Source organism: Prochlorococcus marinus str. MIT 0918, from assembly GCF_027359415.1.
GTDB classification, from domain to species: domain Bacteria; phylum Cyanobacteriota; class Cyanobacteriia; order PCC-6307; family Cyanobiaceae; genus Prochlorococcus_E; species Prochlorococcus_E marinus_C.
The window spans coordinates 1,714,344-1,728,993 of record NZ_CP114780.1; the positions used below are offsets into that span (position 1 = coordinate 1,714,344).

The 14,650-nt window shown below is 34.4% G+C and carries 13 protein-coding genes; 7 read left to right on the forward strand and 6 right to left on the reverse strand.

Features of this window, described 5'->3' with window-relative positions:
* Nucleotides 1–54 precede the first annotated feature (54 nt).
* The 4 genes from O5636_RS09315 (at nt 55) to O5636_RS09330 (ending at nt 3,377) form a co-directional block, all read left to right on the forward strand.
* A complete protein-coding gene (locus O5636_RS09315) occupies nt 55–390 on the forward strand; it encodes a hypothetical protein (RefSeq protein WP_269622510.1) in 336 nt (111 codons plus the stop codon).
* 52 nt (nt 391–442) lie between these two features.
* Nucleotides 443–1,063: a hypothetical protein gene (locus O5636_RS09320; RefSeq protein ID WP_269622511.1), complete on the forward strand. Its 621-nt coding sequence runs from the start codon at nt 443–445 to the stop codon at nt 1,061–1,063.
* 125 nt (nt 1,064–1,188) lie between these two features.
* Nucleotides 1,189–2,415, forward strand: coding sequence for a nickel pincer cofactor biosynthesis protein LarC (larC, locus tag O5636_RS09325; RefSeq protein ID WP_269622512.1), 1,227 nt, complete (start codon nt 1,189–1,191; stop codon nt 2,413–2,415).
* Between the two features lie 38 nt (nt 2,416–2,453).
* Nucleotides 2,454–3,377, forward strand: coding sequence for a UPF0104 family protein (locus O5636_RS09330; RefSeq protein ID WP_269622513.1), 924 nt, complete (start codon nt 2,454–2,456; stop codon nt 3,375–3,377).
* A gap of 48 nt (nt 3,378–3,425) precedes the next feature.
* Here O5636_RS09330 and O5636_RS09335 read toward each other — a convergent pair whose 3' ends face one another.
* The 3 genes from O5636_RS09335 to O5636_RS09345 are packed head-to-tail and all read right to left on the reverse strand — an operon-like array spanning nt 3,426 to nt 5,929.
* The gene (locus tag O5636_RS09335) at nt 3,426–4,952 is read right to left on the reverse strand and encodes an ABC transporter permease (RefSeq protein ID WP_269622514.1); all 1,527 of its coding nucleotides are present in this window, start codon (nt 4,950–4,952) and stop codon (nt 3,426–3,428) included.
* A gap of 37 nt (nt 4,953–4,989) precedes the next feature.
* Nucleotides 4,990–5,271 (reverse strand): 4a-hydroxytetrahydrobiopterin dehydratase, encoded by a 282-nt coding sequence (locus O5636_RS09340; RefSeq protein WP_269622515.1) that lies wholly within the window; start codon nt 5,269–5,271, stop codon nt 4,990–4,992.
* A gap of 10 nt (nt 5,272–5,281) precedes the next feature.
* Nucleotides 5,282–5,929: a secondary thiamine-phosphate synthase enzyme YjbQ gene (locus O5636_RS09345; protein WP_269622516.1), complete on the reverse strand. Its 648-nt coding sequence runs from the start codon at nt 5,927–5,929 to the stop codon at nt 5,282–5,284.
* Between the two features lie 349 nt (nt 5,930–6,278).
* Between O5636_RS09345 and O5636_RS09350 the strand changes: the two genes are divergently transcribed.
* Both O5636_RS09350 and O5636_RS09355 read left to right on the forward strand, forming a co-directional pair.
* Entirely contained in the window at nt 6,279–7,820 is a 1,542-nt protein-coding gene (locus O5636_RS09350) for a carboxypeptidase M32 (protein ID WP_269622517.1), read from the forward strand.
* Nucleotides 7,821–7,846: 26 nt separating this feature from the next.
* Nucleotides 7,847–8,434: an inorganic diphosphatase gene (locus O5636_RS09355; protein WP_269622518.1), complete on the forward strand. Its 588-nt coding sequence runs from the start codon at nt 7,847–7,849 to the stop codon at nt 8,432–8,434.
* A 52-nt stretch (nt 8,435–8,486) separates the two neighbouring features.
* Here O5636_RS09355 and hemC read toward each other — a convergent pair whose 3' ends face one another.
* Together hemC and rpoD are read right to left on the reverse strand one after the other, a co-directional pair.
* The gene (hemC, locus tag O5636_RS09360; protein ID WP_269622519.1) at nt 8,487–9,434 is read right to left on the reverse strand and encodes a hydroxymethylbilane synthase; all 948 of its coding nucleotides are present in this window, start codon (nt 9,432–9,434) and stop codon (nt 8,487–8,489) included.
* A gap of 173 nt (nt 9,435–9,607) precedes the next feature.
* A complete protein-coding gene (gene rpoD / locus O5636_RS09365; protein ID WP_269622520.1) occupies nt 9,608–10,918 on the reverse strand; it encodes an RNA polymerase sigma factor RpoD in 1,311 nt (436 codons plus the stop codon).
* Between the two features lie 373 nt (nt 10,919–11,291).
* Between rpoD and priA the strand changes: the two genes are divergently transcribed.
* Nucleotides 11,292–13,541 carry a replication restart helicase PriA gene (gene priA / locus O5636_RS09370; protein WP_269622521.1) on the forward strand — a complete coding sequence of 750 codons (2,250 nt, stop codon included), beginning with the start codon at nt 11,292–11,294 and terminating at the stop codon, nt 13,539–13,541.
* Between the two features lie 11 nt (nt 13,542–13,552).
* Here priA and O5636_RS09375 read toward each other — a convergent pair whose 3' ends face one another.
* Entirely contained in the window at nt 13,553–14,647 is a 1,095-nt protein-coding gene (locus O5636_RS09375; RefSeq protein ID WP_269622522.1) for a DUF3153 domain-containing protein, read from the reverse strand.
* Between the last annotated feature and the right edge of the window lie 3 nt (nt 14,648–14,650).

Consider the following 14,650-nt stretch of genomic DNA (forward strand, 5'->3'; position numbering starts at 1 on the left):
GTTAGCGGTTATGTTGTAGCTTGGGTTGGATTCTACGGGTTTAATTCTTAAGCAATGAATAATCAAAGCCTTTATTTTTTCAGGATAATAATTTGGTTATTTTTTTTCCTAGTAATTCCATATTATTTAACAGTTTATTGCGGACTAAAGAAAAATAATTTTGTTATTGCTGGTTTGAAAGGTCCAAATACAGAAAAGAACATTCATTCATCTTTTGATGATTCAAATGATTCCTTTTTTCCTACAAACCCTTTAGAATTAATGAATGTTATAAGGAGTATCGAATCAATGAATAATGCCACTAGTCCATCAGATGCAATTGATGATGCTTTAAAAGCTTTTGATGAGAAGGGAGAAGAGGGATTGTCTAATGGTGCAAAAAAACCTTGAGAATTACTTAAAAATGGCTAGATTTTGACCTTGGTTCAGAGAATATTATTTTATGCGAGTTCATCCAATCCCACCAGTTAGTGAACCTTTTCAATACAGAGCAATAGGACTGGTTAGAGGAGTATATGTCCCTGAAAGCAGTGACAGCTTTTCCAGAGGAAAGATAATAGATGATAAAGGAGAAGAAATTGAAGCTGTAGTTCTAGGGAGAGTGCTCGGCTTGATAAAAAGGCATTTAACTGTTGAGCAGCCTCATTTATGGGTTGTTTATCCTAGAAGCAGGGATTTTGATCATTTGCATTTGCAAATTAGTGGAATTTGGGAACCAAGTACTTTGGGTGCAGAAGATGTTCGAAATGAATCTGAAAAAACTCAGAAAAGCATTTTAAAAAGCAACATAGATAAAGTTGATGAAGGAGATAATTATTTTTCTATTCGCGGAGAGTTAATTTATACAAAGCCAGAGAAAAATGAATTAGTGCTTAAAATTCGTCAGAAACCAAAAAAAAATAGAAAAAAAACTTTTCCTTTTAAACTAAGCCTAAAAGGTGAGATGCCAATGATCTATTTAAGAAACTTTGTAAGCTTAGATGTACGTAGATCAGGTCAAAATCTTTTTGTTGAAGATAATGAAATTCTTGGCCCTATCGATTTAAGAAGTAAAAGAAAATAATATAACTTTTTAAATCAAAATTAGTATTATATTTTCAAATATTAAATAGGTTTGCTTCTGAATTAGAACTATTAGAAATATAATAGATATATTAGTAATTATTTTTCTTATTCCTGATTTAAATAATGCAAGACCTCTTTATAGATTGCTCCACTGGAATTTCAGGAGACATGCTTTTAGCAGGACTTATTGATTTGGGAGTTCCTATTGAAGTTATAAAAAAACCTATGACAGTATTAGGGTTAGATAATGCTTATTCATTATCTATTGAGAATTCTAAAAGCTTTGATTTAAGAGGTTGTAAAGTTCTAGTAAAAGATGAAGAGCATAGTTCTAAGAATCGAATTTGGGTTGATATCAGAAATTTAATTATGAGATCTTCTTTGAAAAGTTCTTTGAAGGATAAGATCTTGAAAGTATTTAAAATTTTGGCGGAAGCGGAATCTTCTGTACATGGGATTGAGATTGATAAAGTTCATTTCCATGAAATTGGTGCAATAGATTCAATTGTTGATATTGCAGGAGTTTGTGCAGCTATAGAATATTTGAATCCAAGGAATCTTTATTGCAGTTCACTTCAGGCTGGATCTGGAGTAGTTTCTACTTCTCATGGCATTTTACCAGTACCTGCACCTGCTGTTTTAGAGCTAGCAAAAAATCATCAAATAGAGCTTACTTCTTCTAAAAATACTTCTGACGGAGAGCTTACGACCCCTACTGGTTTGGCTTTGATGATAGTTTTAGCTGATTATTTTGAAAAACCTAATAATTTAATGATTGACTCTATTGGTATCGGACTTGGTCATAGAACTTTAGACAGGCCAAATTTGTTAAGAATTTGTTTGTTAAATATAAATCATATTTCTACTAAAACTATAGAAGGATTTATATGGGAAGAAGTGATCTTACAGGAAACATGGATTGATGACTCTTCACCAGAAGACATATCTTTTTTAATCAATCAGCTTAGAGAATCTGGAGCAATTGAGGTTTCTTCTCAAGCCATACAAATGAAGAAAGGACGATTAGGTTTTTGTGTAAAGGCATTGGTTAAAGCAAATGATGCCAAGAATATTAGAAATGTGTGGTTCTCTTTTGGTACAACAGTTGGAGTTAGGGAAAAGGTTGAAGGTAGATGGATTTTACCCAGACGAATAGGCACTTGTTTGACTAGTTATGGCAAAGTACTAGTTAAACAAGTACGTAGACCTAATGGACAATTAACTATTAAAGTAGAACATGATGAGTTAAATCGAATAGCACTTCAGAAAGGAGTGACCCTTGAAAATGTTCGTAAAGAGGTTTCTTTTGCTTTTGATACTTTTACGCCAGATGAAGATTGGACATGTTAAACAAAAGATTAAAATTACTATTTAATTCTTTTAATACTTTGTCAAAATTAATTGATAAGAATATTAACCTTAAATCTCTCTTTACGCTATTAAGTTTATCCTTTTTAAGTTATTCAGTTTTAATTAATTTTGATAAATTAATTAAAACTGAATTAAATGAATCTATTATCATTTACTTAACTCTTTCTCTAATTGTTAGCTCTTTAAGCTTGTTTTTAAATGCTTTGGCATGGAATTACTTGATGATTTGGTTGGGATTTGATATTGACAATCTAAAAATAGTACCATTATATTTAGATACAAATCTTTTAAAATATTTACCAGGTGGTATTTGGCATTTTATAGAGAGATATCGTTCTCTTAAGATCTATATTGGTTCTGTTAAAGCTTTGATTGCAGTTGTTTTAGAACCATTCTTAATGCTTTCTTCGGCTTTATTTTTAGTGCCTTTTTCTCATTTAAATAATCTTTTTTATTTTATATTCTTTTTCCCTTCAGCTTTACTTTTTAGAGAATTACATACAGCTTTAATTGTTCAATTAGTTTCTTTTAAATTTCATCAATTTAAGAAATTAGATAACAAACTTTCCTTGGGAGAAGAATCACTCTCCTTAATCAGGCCTCAAGCCATCTATCCAATTAAGGCTTTTTTGATAGAAGTTGGATTTGTTTTATTACGCTTCATTGGTTTTTGGCTTTGTCTTCATGCCTTCTCCCTTTCAAATCAAATTCATTTTATAGAATGCCTGTCTTTATTCTCATTATCTTGGGTAATTGGTTTAGTAGTTCCCTCTGCACCTGGAGGTGTAGGTATATTCGAGTCCTCTATCTTATTGTTTTCTGGAAATTCTTTACCTAATGAATTGACTCTGTTAACGTTAATATCTTATAGATTAATAGTTAGCCTTGCTGATATCATAGCATCAATATTTATTCGATCTAATAATTTAAAATTCTCATAATACTTGCATAACTTAATTTAAGTCCTGGCAAGATAAAGTTATTAGACATTATTTTTTTTTGTAGTCTAGACTTGGAATTAAGGCAATAGATGCTATTAAGCCTAATAGGAGAACTAATAGACTAGGAATAATAGATTCGGCCATTCTTTCATCTCCTGCATATTGAAAAATTCTTACAGAAAGTGTATCAAAATCAAAAGGTCTCAGAATAAATGTGAGAGGTAATTCTTTAATTGTATCTACAAAAACCAAGAGTGACCCAACAATTAAAGGTCCTTTTAGTAGTGGTAAATGGATTCTTCTTAAAACTCCAAGCCATTTTTCTCCTAGGCTTAGAGCGGCTTCATCAATATTAGGATTAATTCTTTCCAAAGCAGCATCAATACCTTGTTTGGAAACTGCTAAGAATCTAGTCGAATATCCCCATATTAATAGCATTATAGGTGGGAAATTCCATGTAGAATTTCCAAAGGATAAAAGTGCTAATGCTATTACTGCGCCTGGTATAGCGTATCCAATTCCAGAAAGAAATGATATTGAATTGACCAATTTACTTTTATTCCACCTTTTAGAAATTGCTAAAAAGAGAGCAATAAATGTTGTGATAAATGCTGCTATTAACCCAAGAACTAAACTACGCATTGTTAATTGAAGTAGTTCTATATTCAGTCCTTGTCTTATTTGTCCTGAGTTAATGATTGTCCAATATAAAGGTATTCCTAAAGTAAATAATGGAGGGGCAAGAACAATTGTTTGTGCAAGTAGTTTTCTTACACCTTTTAAATACCATTGAGGTGCTTCCCCTCCTGTAACTCCTTCACTCCATCTACGACTTCTTTGCCTTAACTTTTTTTCGTATAGGACAAGAATAAGGACAATTATTAGTGCAATGAATGCAAGTGCTATAGCTCCAGAAGGATTGTTTTTTGCAATCCAATTTTCAAAAATTCCAGCTGAGATACTTGGTATGTTTAAGAGTTGTACGGCGCCAAGTTCGTTAATAACTTCCATGCTCATTAATGCAATACCTGCACCTATTGCAGGTATTGCCATTGGTAGAGCGATTCGTTGAAAACTTTTCCATGGGCCTATCCCAAGGCTTCGACAAGCTTCTAATTGACTTTGTCCGCATTTTGCAAAACTTTCTGTACTTAGAAGAAAAACATATGGATAAGTGGTTAAAGCCATAATCAAAACACCCCATCCCATGCCATGAATACGTACTCCATAAATGCTTCCAAGATCTATTACTATTGCTGATAAAAGATAAGCAGGACATGCTAAAGGTAAAAGTTGTGCAAGCCTAAGTAATTTTCTTCCTTTAAATCTGCAATTAGCTAATATCCACCCATTTATTGTTCCAAGACTTCCACCAAATATTCCTGTTAAAAGAAGTAATAATGAAGTTCCTTTTATTTGGTTGAATCCATCTCTCCCTAAATCTAAAGAACCAGATCTTAATCCATTAAGGCCTTCTACTAAGAGACCTAAAATAGGCCAAAGAATAATAAAAAAAAGAAATACTGAGAAAAAATCTAGAAACTTTCGGTTGTTTCCTACCTTTAACTTAGTCAACGCTATTTAAATCCTTTTTGGGTTTGAATTTAATAATTTAAATATCATTGATTTTTTTAGCAAGATTAAAATCCAGATTACTTATACCACCTAAATCATGTGTTGTTAGATTTATTTCAACAACAGAATAGTTATTACTCCATTCTGGGTGGTGACAATATGATTCGCAAATTAAAGCAACTTGAGTCATAAAGCTAAAAGCTTCAATAAAATTTTTAAATTTAAATTTTCTATTAAGCTTCAAGCCAGATAAAGTCCATTGAGGAATTTCCTTAATAGAAGATTGAATTTGTTCAGGAGATAAAAGTTTTCTTTCCATAATAGTTAGTTTATTCCAATTCTTCCTGCAGACTAGCTATATCATGAATTCTATCTACTAATAGGTCTAAGTTTGTGTTCAAGGAATCATTTTGAAAAGATTCAGTCTGATTCTGATTGCTCATAACAATTTTATTTAGCTTTGAAGCATTTGTTTTTACCATAACTGAGCTCAAGTTGTCTTTTGAACAAGAGTTGATTGTTTTTTCTGCTTCACATATTGAATGGAGATTTATTTTTCTAATATTTCTAGAATATCTATGTTCCCAAAGATAAATTGCTTGCCAAGTTCCTAGATCTAGCCTTGAATTATTAATGCTTAAACTTAAGTTAGTAGAAGTAAGAGTTGTTCTTATATGAGCTGGCATGTCATCAACACCTTCTTCTGAATGAAGGTATTCTTGTATATCACCTTTCCCATTAATAGGCTTGAAACTTCTTTCAGGTACTATTGACTTCATGTAATTTGAAAGGTCCTCTAAAACTCTAGGATCAGCATTTTCATTAATAATTAGACTACAACTGGTATGTTTTGTTGATATAACTAATATACCTTGAATAATGTTCTTTTCTTTTATCCAATTATTGATATTAGAAGTTATGTCTATAAAACCTTCTCCTTTTGTATTAACTGAGATTTCATTGAGGAACTGTTCCACTTGCTTTAAATAAGGGTTTAAAAATAGCTTTAGCAGATACCTGCTATTTGACTAGCTTAGCTAGTTATAAAGACTTTTGTAAGAAAATAAATACTTAAATCATTTTATATAGTTTAAATCTAGAATTAATTTTTATTTATCCTTTGCATGAACCTTGCTCTAGCCGTTATATTGATATTTTATTATATAGTAAGGATACAGAGAATCTAACAGGATTATCGGTAAGATTTTAGCTTAACTTAATTACCTGTTGCGCTATTGATATAGATCGCTGTTAAATACACATAATTAATGTATTTTTTGTAAAATCAGATTAGGATAAAATTTATTAATAATTTTTGAAAATCAATTGGCTAATAGTACTTGGCAGAGATTAGGTGAATATCTTCGGGAAACTCAATTGCTGGGATCTATTCACAGCACTCTTTATTGGGATCAGAATACAACCATGCCTTCGTCTGGGGCTTCATGGCGAGGAGAGCAACTCAGCTTCCTAGCAAAAAAAATACATGCTAGGCAAAGTAGTGATGATTTTGAAAATTTAATTAATGAGGCTAAAGAAGAGATTAAATGTGAGTTGCAATTAGATGAAATAAATTCAGTTGAAATGAAAAAAAATATAGAACTTTTAGAATTAGAACTTACTCGTCAGAAAAAACTTGATCCCGATTTGGTTGTTCAAATTGCTATTGCACAAACTAATGGATACTCTCTTTGGCAGGAGGCTAAATCTAAAAAAGATTTCAGCATATTTGCACCTGCATTAAAAATACTAATAAACCTTAGGCAAGAACAAGCCAGCCAGTTAAATGAATCAAGAAGTTGTTGGGAAAGCCTTGCTCAGCCATTTGAACCAGATTTAACAATCGATCGTTTGAATGAATTATTTAATCCACTTAGAAAACGCTTGCCTGAAATTGTTAACTCTGCAAAAAGTTTTTCTTCTAAAAAAAATATTAAATGGGATTTAGATGAAATATCTCAAAAGAAACTTTGTGAAATGCTGCTTAAAGAATGGGGTAGGGATAAAAGTATAACTTCAGTTGGTAGATCACCGCATCCTTTTTCTATTACTCTTGGGCCTAAAGATTTTCGTTTAACAACCCGAGTAGTTGCTGGACAACCTTTTTCTTGTTTTCTTGCTACTGCACATGAGTGGGGGCATTCCCTATATGAACAAGGCCTTCCATCGCAAAGTCATCAATGGTTTGCATGGCCATTAGGGCAAGCAACCTCGATGGCTTTACATGAAAGCCAATCTTTGTTTTGGGAAAATAGAGTTGCTCGGAGTAGGGCTTTCTCTAAACGTTTTTGGCCTTATTTTGTTAAAGCAGGAGTTCCATTTAATGATTATTTAGATGTTTGGAAAGCACTTAATCCATTGTCCCCTGGATTAAATAGAGTGGAAGCAGATGAATTTAGTTATGGCATACATATACTCATTCGTACTGATCTTGAGATTGCCTTACTTCAAGAAGGTTTAGATGTTAGGGATCTTCCTCATGAATGGAAGATGAGCTATAAGAATCTCCTTGGTGTTACACCTACAAATGATTCGGAAGGATGTTTGCAAGATGTTCATTGGAGTGAGGGGGCTTTTGGTTATTTCCCTTCATATTTACTAGGGCATTTGATTAGTGCTCAATTGTCTGAAGCTATGTCTGATGCCTTGAGGAGAGATGCAACCCATGAAGAAAACCCTCTTGAACTTTGCATTCAAAAAGGCCAAGAGTCTATGCTTTTAGATTGGTTAAGGAATGAAGTCCATCACTATGGACGTAAAGTTAATGCTGAACAATTGGTGAAAAAAGTAACTGGAAGAGCTCTTTCTAGTAATCCATTTTTGAATTATTTAGAGAATAAATTAAAGATATTAACTACTACCTCTTAATATGGTGAGTATAAGTTTTGTTATTTATGGCCAATCTTGATCAGGCTCCTAGTCGCATTATGCCAAATTTGTTGCATATTTTGCCTGCTTTTGCTGATGAAGCAAGTTTAAGAGTGAATACAATCGTTGAACTCAATTCAAATACAATTAATAAATATGAATTAATCACAGAAACAGGCCATCTCAAATTGGATCGAGTGGGTTATTCATCTTTGGCCTATCCATTTGCCTATGGATGTATTCCTAGAACTTGGGATGAAGATGGGGACCCTTTAGATATAGAGATTGTTGGAGTAACAGAACCTTTAATTCCAGGATCAATTGTTGAAGCAAGAATAATTGGAATTATGACTTTTGATGATGGAGGTGAAGTTGATGATAAGGTAATTGCTGTTATTGCAGATGACAAAAGATTAGATCACATCACAAGTTATGAATTATTAGGGGAACATTGGATTAATGAGACTAAGTATTATTGGGAACATTATAAAGATCTTAAGAAGCCAGGAACATGCAGAGTTAATGGTTTCTTTGGTATTGAAAAAGCAGTGGAAATTATTAAAACTTGCGAGAGTCGCTATCTTTCTGAAATTGATCCACAATTAATTAATTGAAAAATTAAAGATGAATTTATTAAAAAAGTTTTGCAGTTGATTTCTTTTGTTTTTATATTCGAGCTTCTTTAAATATAACTTCAAGAATTTCCATTGCTCCTTGATCTTTAAGTGTATTAGCTAGGTCAATACCAATTGTTTCAGGGTTGATAGCAAGACCTTTGGTTTGATCACGGATAAGTTTTGTCCCATCAAGACTGGCAACCATTCCAGTGAGGATAAGGTTGTCGCCTTCAATTTTGCTATTAACACCAATAGGGACTTGGCAACCTCCTTCTAATTCTTTAAGAAATGCTCTTTCTGCAAGACATCTTTGAGAAGTTTCTTGATGTTCTAAAGATTTGATTATTTTTAGAATATCTGAATTACCTTGTACGCACTCTATTCCTAGAGCCCCTTGCCCAACTGCATGAAGTGATATTTCATTTGGAATTAGTTGATGTATTCGATGACTAAATCCAAGCCTTGTAAGACCTGCAGCAGCAAGTATCAGGCAATCATAGTTACCTGCATCGAGCTTTTCTAATCTTGTAATTACGTTGCCTCTAACGTCTTTGAAAAGAAGATGAGGATAACTGTGACGAAGTTGAGCAAGGCGTCTCAGGGAACTGGTCCCAACAATTGATCCTGAAGGGAGAGTATTTAGTTCATATTCTTCATTCTTTTTGTTCACTACTAAGGCGTCTGCAGGGTCCTCTCTTTCTGTTATGCAACCAAGAATTAGCCCATCAGGAAGATTAGTAGGGAGATCTTTGAGAGAATGAACTGCAATATCTGCATGCCCTACAAGCATTTGTGCTTCAAGTTCTTTAGTGAAGAGTCCTTTGTCTCCAATCTTTGCAAGAGCTACATCAAGGATTTTGTCTCCTTGAGTAGCCATCGCTTCTATTGAAATATCAATATTAGGGAAGGCTTTCCCTAACTCTTCTTTAACCCAGTTAGTTTGAACCATAGCTAGCTGGCTGCGTCTTGAGGCGATACGCACTTGATCTAGAGCCATTAGCAATTCTTGTTACTTAATTACATTACTCATTTGAGTGACATTATTTTAATTCTCAAAGAGATACTTTATAAGTCTGATGTTTATTTAATTGATGAGTATCCTAAAGGACTAGATTGCTTGAGTTGATAGATTTGCAGGACACAAATAAATCTGTGGAAAATTAGAAATTTCTATTTTATATATTCTTTAAGCACACCATTTCTGTTGGGGTGCCGTAATTTTCTTAAGGCTTTTGCCTCTATTTGGCGTATGCGCTCTCGGGTGACATCAAAAATCTGCCCGATTTCTTCTAATGTTTTCATTCGTCCATCATCAAGTCCATAACGCAATCTAAGAACGTCTCTTTCTCTAGGGCTAAGAGTAGCAAGAACTCCTTCGAGATCTTCCCTGAGAAGTGTTTTGGCAACATCTAATTCAGGGTTTTCTGAATCTGATTCAATGAAATCTCCTAGACGAGAATCTTCTTCTTTCCCTATTGGAGTTTCTAGTGAGATAGGTAGTTGAGCACTTTTAGCTATAAAGCGAAGTTTTTCAATGGTCATCTCCATACTTTCGGCAATTTCTTCTTCACTTGGCTTTCTTCCAAACTCTTGACTAAGGACTTTTGTGGTTTTTTTGATTCTTGAAATGGTTTCATATAGATGGACAGGGAGCCTTATTGTTCGACTTTGGTCTGCAATTGCTCTTGTGATTGCTTGACGGATCCACCAAGTTGCATATGTTGAAAACTTATACCCTTTTTCATGATCAAATTTTTCTGCAGCACGAATTAACCCAAGACTTCCTTCTTGAATGAGATCTTGAAAGGAAAGACCTCTGTTCATATATTTTTTTGCGATTGAAACAACTAGACGGAGGTTTGATTGAACCATTTTTTCTTTTGCCCTTCGTGCAAGCATTAACCTTCGACGGAACCTTGCCATTGGCATGTTCACTAAAGCGGCCCATTCTTTTTTTGTAGGGTAATTACCATGTTCACTTTCAAATTGGAGAGCAAGTTCTTCTAGATGAAGAAGATCTGCTATTTTTCTTGCCAGTTCAATTTCTTCATCGGGTCTAAGTAGTCTTATGCGACCAATCTCTTGAAGATAAACCCTAATGGAGTCTTCTGTATAAACGCCTTTGGGGCCAAGCTTGATACTCGCAAGTGCTTTTTCTCTTGCTTCTTGATCACTTAAATTTAAATCTTCCTCAGATGAGCTTGATGTTAAATCTAAGTCAGTATCAGTATCAGTTTGGCTATCACTAGCACGAAGAAGCTCATCAGCAACAAGGTCTAAATTTTGATTTGAAGGATCTAATTCTTCAGCATTAATTTCAGATGAAGTTGCAGTATTAACACTATTGTTTGGGCTGCTTTTTTTCTTTTTCTTTTTTTTGCTCACTTCGTTTGTATTGGAAGTAGAGGAAATCTTTTTCTCTTGATTTAATTTTGCTTTGGCAGTTTTAACAGCTTTTTTTTGGGTGATAATAGTGCTCATTTAAAAACTCACAAAAGGATAGAAGTTAGTGCTTTAGAAAAGATATTTACTTTTGAGCACCTTGAATTTCAATAACAATTCTTTTGAGGTTGGAATTTTATAATCAATAAACATCAATTACCCTTCTCAATGGCAAATGATATTTTCAATTAAGAATGAACCTCTTATAAATGTGTTATTAAAATGGCTTAGTGGTTCCTGCAGAGCTGCTAGGGGCTTTCTCAGGCAGGCTTGACTTTTTTGAGGTTGCACCCCCAAAAAGCTGAGCTTCTTACCTTCCCTCTGAACAGAACTCTGTATTGTTGAGATAACAGCTATTTGCTGTATCAATTTAAGTTTATGAAAAATTTCTAAAGTAGGCAACTGTTTCTCTATGGGCTTTAAAGAAATAGAAGTTTGGCTAGATGTAGGAAGGGAAGGCCGTTGCTTTACTTATGCTGATGGGAATTGTTTAGGGACAGATATTGGGGACATAGTTCTTGTGCGATTAAAAGGGAGAAAAATGCATGGACTTGTCGTTCAAATTAATGAAGGACTTCCTGGTACAACAAAAGAAACTAATTGTCAGACTGAAAATTATTCCTTAAGCAATATTGATGCGCTTTTGCAGAAAGCCGCAGTAGAACCGTCTTGGCGTGAATGGATTGAATCGACAGCAGCTCAATGTCACATCAGTTCATTCAAAATGATTAAAGCAGCTTTGCCTTCTGGCTGGCTAGGGAAAGGGAGGAAAAATAATTTTGAGCCTCGAATGTTGTGGTGGTTTTTTTTAAAAACTTCAGATATTTCTTCAGAAAAACTTTCCCCTAGACAAAGAGCCCTTCAACGGTTCCTATCTGAACATAAAGGTGCTTGGCAGAAAGACCTTCTTTTAGAAGGCTTTTCCATAGCATTTTTAAAAGGTTGTTTGCAAAAGGGGATAGTAAGGCGTCAGAAACGTTGTTTGAATTTCCAAAAAGAGGTTGGCCTGCAAGCAATTAATCCTTCCCCAGATAATAAAGAACGCTCCCTTACTAATGAACAGATCAATGCTTTAGATCTTTATGACAAACAAGTACCAGGTTCAGCACTACTTCTATGGGGTGTCACAGGTTCAGGTAAGACAGAAGTCTACTTACAGATGGCAGCAAGAGAATTATCTAAAGGAAGAAATTGTTTAATTTTGACTCCGGAAATAGGACTAATACCTCAACTTGTTGATCGCTTTGTACAACGCTTCGGGTCTAAAGTTTTGGAATATCACAGTAGCTGCTCAGATAGTCAAAAGGTTAAAACTTGGCGTGCTGTCTTAACAGCTACTTACCCAGTAGTAGTAGTAGGAACACGTTCAGCAGTCTTTCTCCCTCTATCTCCTTTAGGATTAATCGTTCTTGATGAAGAACATGATAGCTCTTATAAACAAGAAAACCCAATGCCTTGTTATCATGCTAGGGAGCTTGCCTTGGAACGTGCGCAAAGAATTGGTTCAAAAGTCGTTTTAGGAAGTGCTACTCCTTCACTATCTACCTGGAAAAGGCTCTACCCTAATGGATCTATTTCTTTAGCTCGGTTAACCACTCGAATAGCAGATAAGCCTTTGCCTACGGTCTCTATTGTAGATATGAGACAGGAATTGGCTGATGGAAATAGACGAATTCTAAGCAGACCTTTAATTGACCGCCTTGCGGCCTTGCCAAAATTGGGTGAACAAGCTGTGATTTTGGTGCCAAGGAGAGGTTATAGTACTTTCCTAAGTTGTCGTAGTTGTGGCGATGTCGTTCAATGTCCAAATTGTGATGTATCATTAACTGTTCATAAAAATAGACATAATCATCAGGTCTTGAGATGTCATTGGTGTGATTATCAAGCAGCTATAGGAATTAAATGTAATGAATGTGGCTCAAATGCTTTTAAACCATTTGGAGCAGGGACTCAACGTGTAATAGAACAACTCGAGAATGAGCTTGAAGACTTAAGGTTCTTAAGATTTGATAGAGATACTACCCGGGGCCGTGATGGACATAGAAAGCTGCTTTCACAGTTCGCAGATGGAGAAGCAGATGTTCTGATTGGGACTCAAATGCTTGCTAAAGGCATGGATTTGCCAAAGGTTACTCTGGCTGTTGTACTGGCTGCTGATGGCTTATTGCATCGTCCAGATTTATTTGCTGAAGAACAAGCATTGCAGCTGTTTTTACAACTTGCAGGTCGTGCTGGCCGAGGTGAAAAACCTGGGAAAGTCCTTGTACAGACTTACTCTCCAGAACACCCAGTGATTCAACATCTGATAGATGGGAGTTATGAAAATTTTTTAAAAAAAGAAGCTGAGTTAAGACGTAATGCTGGAATGGTTCCATATAGCAGAGCATGTTTACTTAGGCTGTCAGGTGAATCTTCTTCTTTGACAGCTACATCTGCAACAGCATTAGCAGAATATATTAAACCTTTATGTCACAAAACTGGTTGGATTCTTTTAGGTCCTTCTCCTTCATTAGTCGAAAGAGTTGCAGGTAAAAGCCGTTGGCAACTTTTATTGCACGGTCCCGAATTGAGTGCATTACCGTTGCCTTGTTTGGATGATTTGTATAAATGTCTTCCTAAAGATATAAGCTTGTCTATTGATCCAGACCCTATTCAATTATAAAGATTATTTTGTTATGGAGGCAATTCAGGGAAGCCAAATCCCATTTGAAGCTTAATATTTTGAATAATTAAACTTAGAAGCATTATGCAAATAATCCCTATAGTCCCTAGCCCAAGTCGACTCCAATGCCATTTATGAATAGATAATTTATTTATATTTCCTAATTGAAGTTGCCAATTGATGTTTTTATCGTTAATTGTTGGTTGAACTGGGCTGCCTTTAGGAATTGACTTAGGCGATAAAGGATTAATATTAACTTCTATTTTTAGTCCTGGTATCTCTGGGAATTTCGTAAGATCAATATTTAAATCAAGATTTTGTTGTATTCCTATTAGCCAATTTTTTTCCTGCAAATTCATATTTGTTGGAGGCATTTCAACTCCAGCTGTATTAGAGGCTCTTAAAAGGGTATTCTTTAATAAAATATTTGCATCTTTCGAATTTAATGATTGAGAATAAATATTTTGAATTCCTTCTTCAGTAGTTTCTATATTTAATTTAGGAGTTAATTCTCTTATTGAAGAAATAAATTCTTCTTGCCAAGGTAGGATTTTATTAGAATTACTTTTAATAGACCAATTTATCGCTAACTTATCTGCCCCTTTTAATTGAATTTCGGTGGTAAACCTCATACACCCACTCAGAAGAAATGTTAATAGTAAAAGAATTGTTAGTGTTGTTAATGTAAACCCTATCTTTAGATCTTTTGTCTCCCCAGTAGGAGCTTTGGGTTCAATTTTCTTTGGCTTCTGCTTATTAATATAATTCTTATTTTTGCTTAAACTATTAATATTTAAATTAGGTATCTCGATTGACCAGCTTTTAGGCCTCTCTAATTCAGGCGAGGCTAATATTGAGAGTAATTGTTTAGCTTGTTGGCGAATAGAATCATCTTTGTGTTTTGTGAGTTGTTTGCAATAAGAAAGAGCTTTTGAGGATTCTCCAGTGCCTACTAAAGCTGTGATCATTAATATTCCTAATTTTGCTCCATTTGAGGTAAGAAGAGAATCTTGTTCCAGAAGTGTTTCTAGAGATGTAATACATTCATGGTAAGAACCTCTGGCTAAAGCTTCTTCAGCTAGTTTTAGAGTCGTTTCCCGACTCATTAT

What these genes read in the sequence shown, in the direction of transcription:
- priA (WP_269622521.1), top strand. Translation starts at nt 11,292, where the DNA reads ATGGGCTTTAAAGAAATAGAAGTTTGGCTAGATGTAGGAAGGGAAGGC.
- rpoD (WP_269622520.1), bottom strand. Translation starts at nt 10,918, where the DNA reads ATGAGCACTATTATCACCCAAAAAAAAGCTGTTAAAACTGCCAAAGCA.
- O5636_RS09340 (WP_269622515.1), bottom strand. Translation starts at nt 5,271, where the DNA reads ATGGAAAGAAAACTTTTATCTCCTGAACAAATTCAATCTTCTATTAAG.
- larC (WP_269622512.1), top strand. Translation starts at nt 1,189, where the DNA reads ATGCAAGACCTCTTTATAGATTGCTCCACTGGAATTTCAGGAGACATG.
- O5636_RS09355 (WP_269622518.1), top strand. Translation starts at nt 7,847, where the DNA reads ATGGCCAATCTTGATCAGGCTCCTAGTCGCATTATGCCAAATTTGTTG.
- O5636_RS09315 (WP_269622510.1), top strand. Translation starts at nt 55, where the DNA reads ATGAATAATCAAAGCCTTTATTTTTTCAGGATAATAATTTGGTTATTT.
- hemC (WP_269622519.1), bottom strand. Translation starts at nt 9,434, where the DNA reads ATGGCTCTAGATCAAGTGCGTATCGCCTCAAGACGCAGCCAGCTAGCT.
- O5636_RS09375 (WP_269622522.1), bottom strand. Translation starts at nt 14,647, where the DNA reads ATGAGTCGGGAAACGACTCTAAAACTAGCTGAAGAAGCTTTAGCCAGA.
- O5636_RS09320 (WP_269622511.1), top strand. Translation starts at nt 443, where the DNA reads ATGCGAGTTCATCCAATCCCACCAGTTAGTGAACCTTTTCAATACAGA.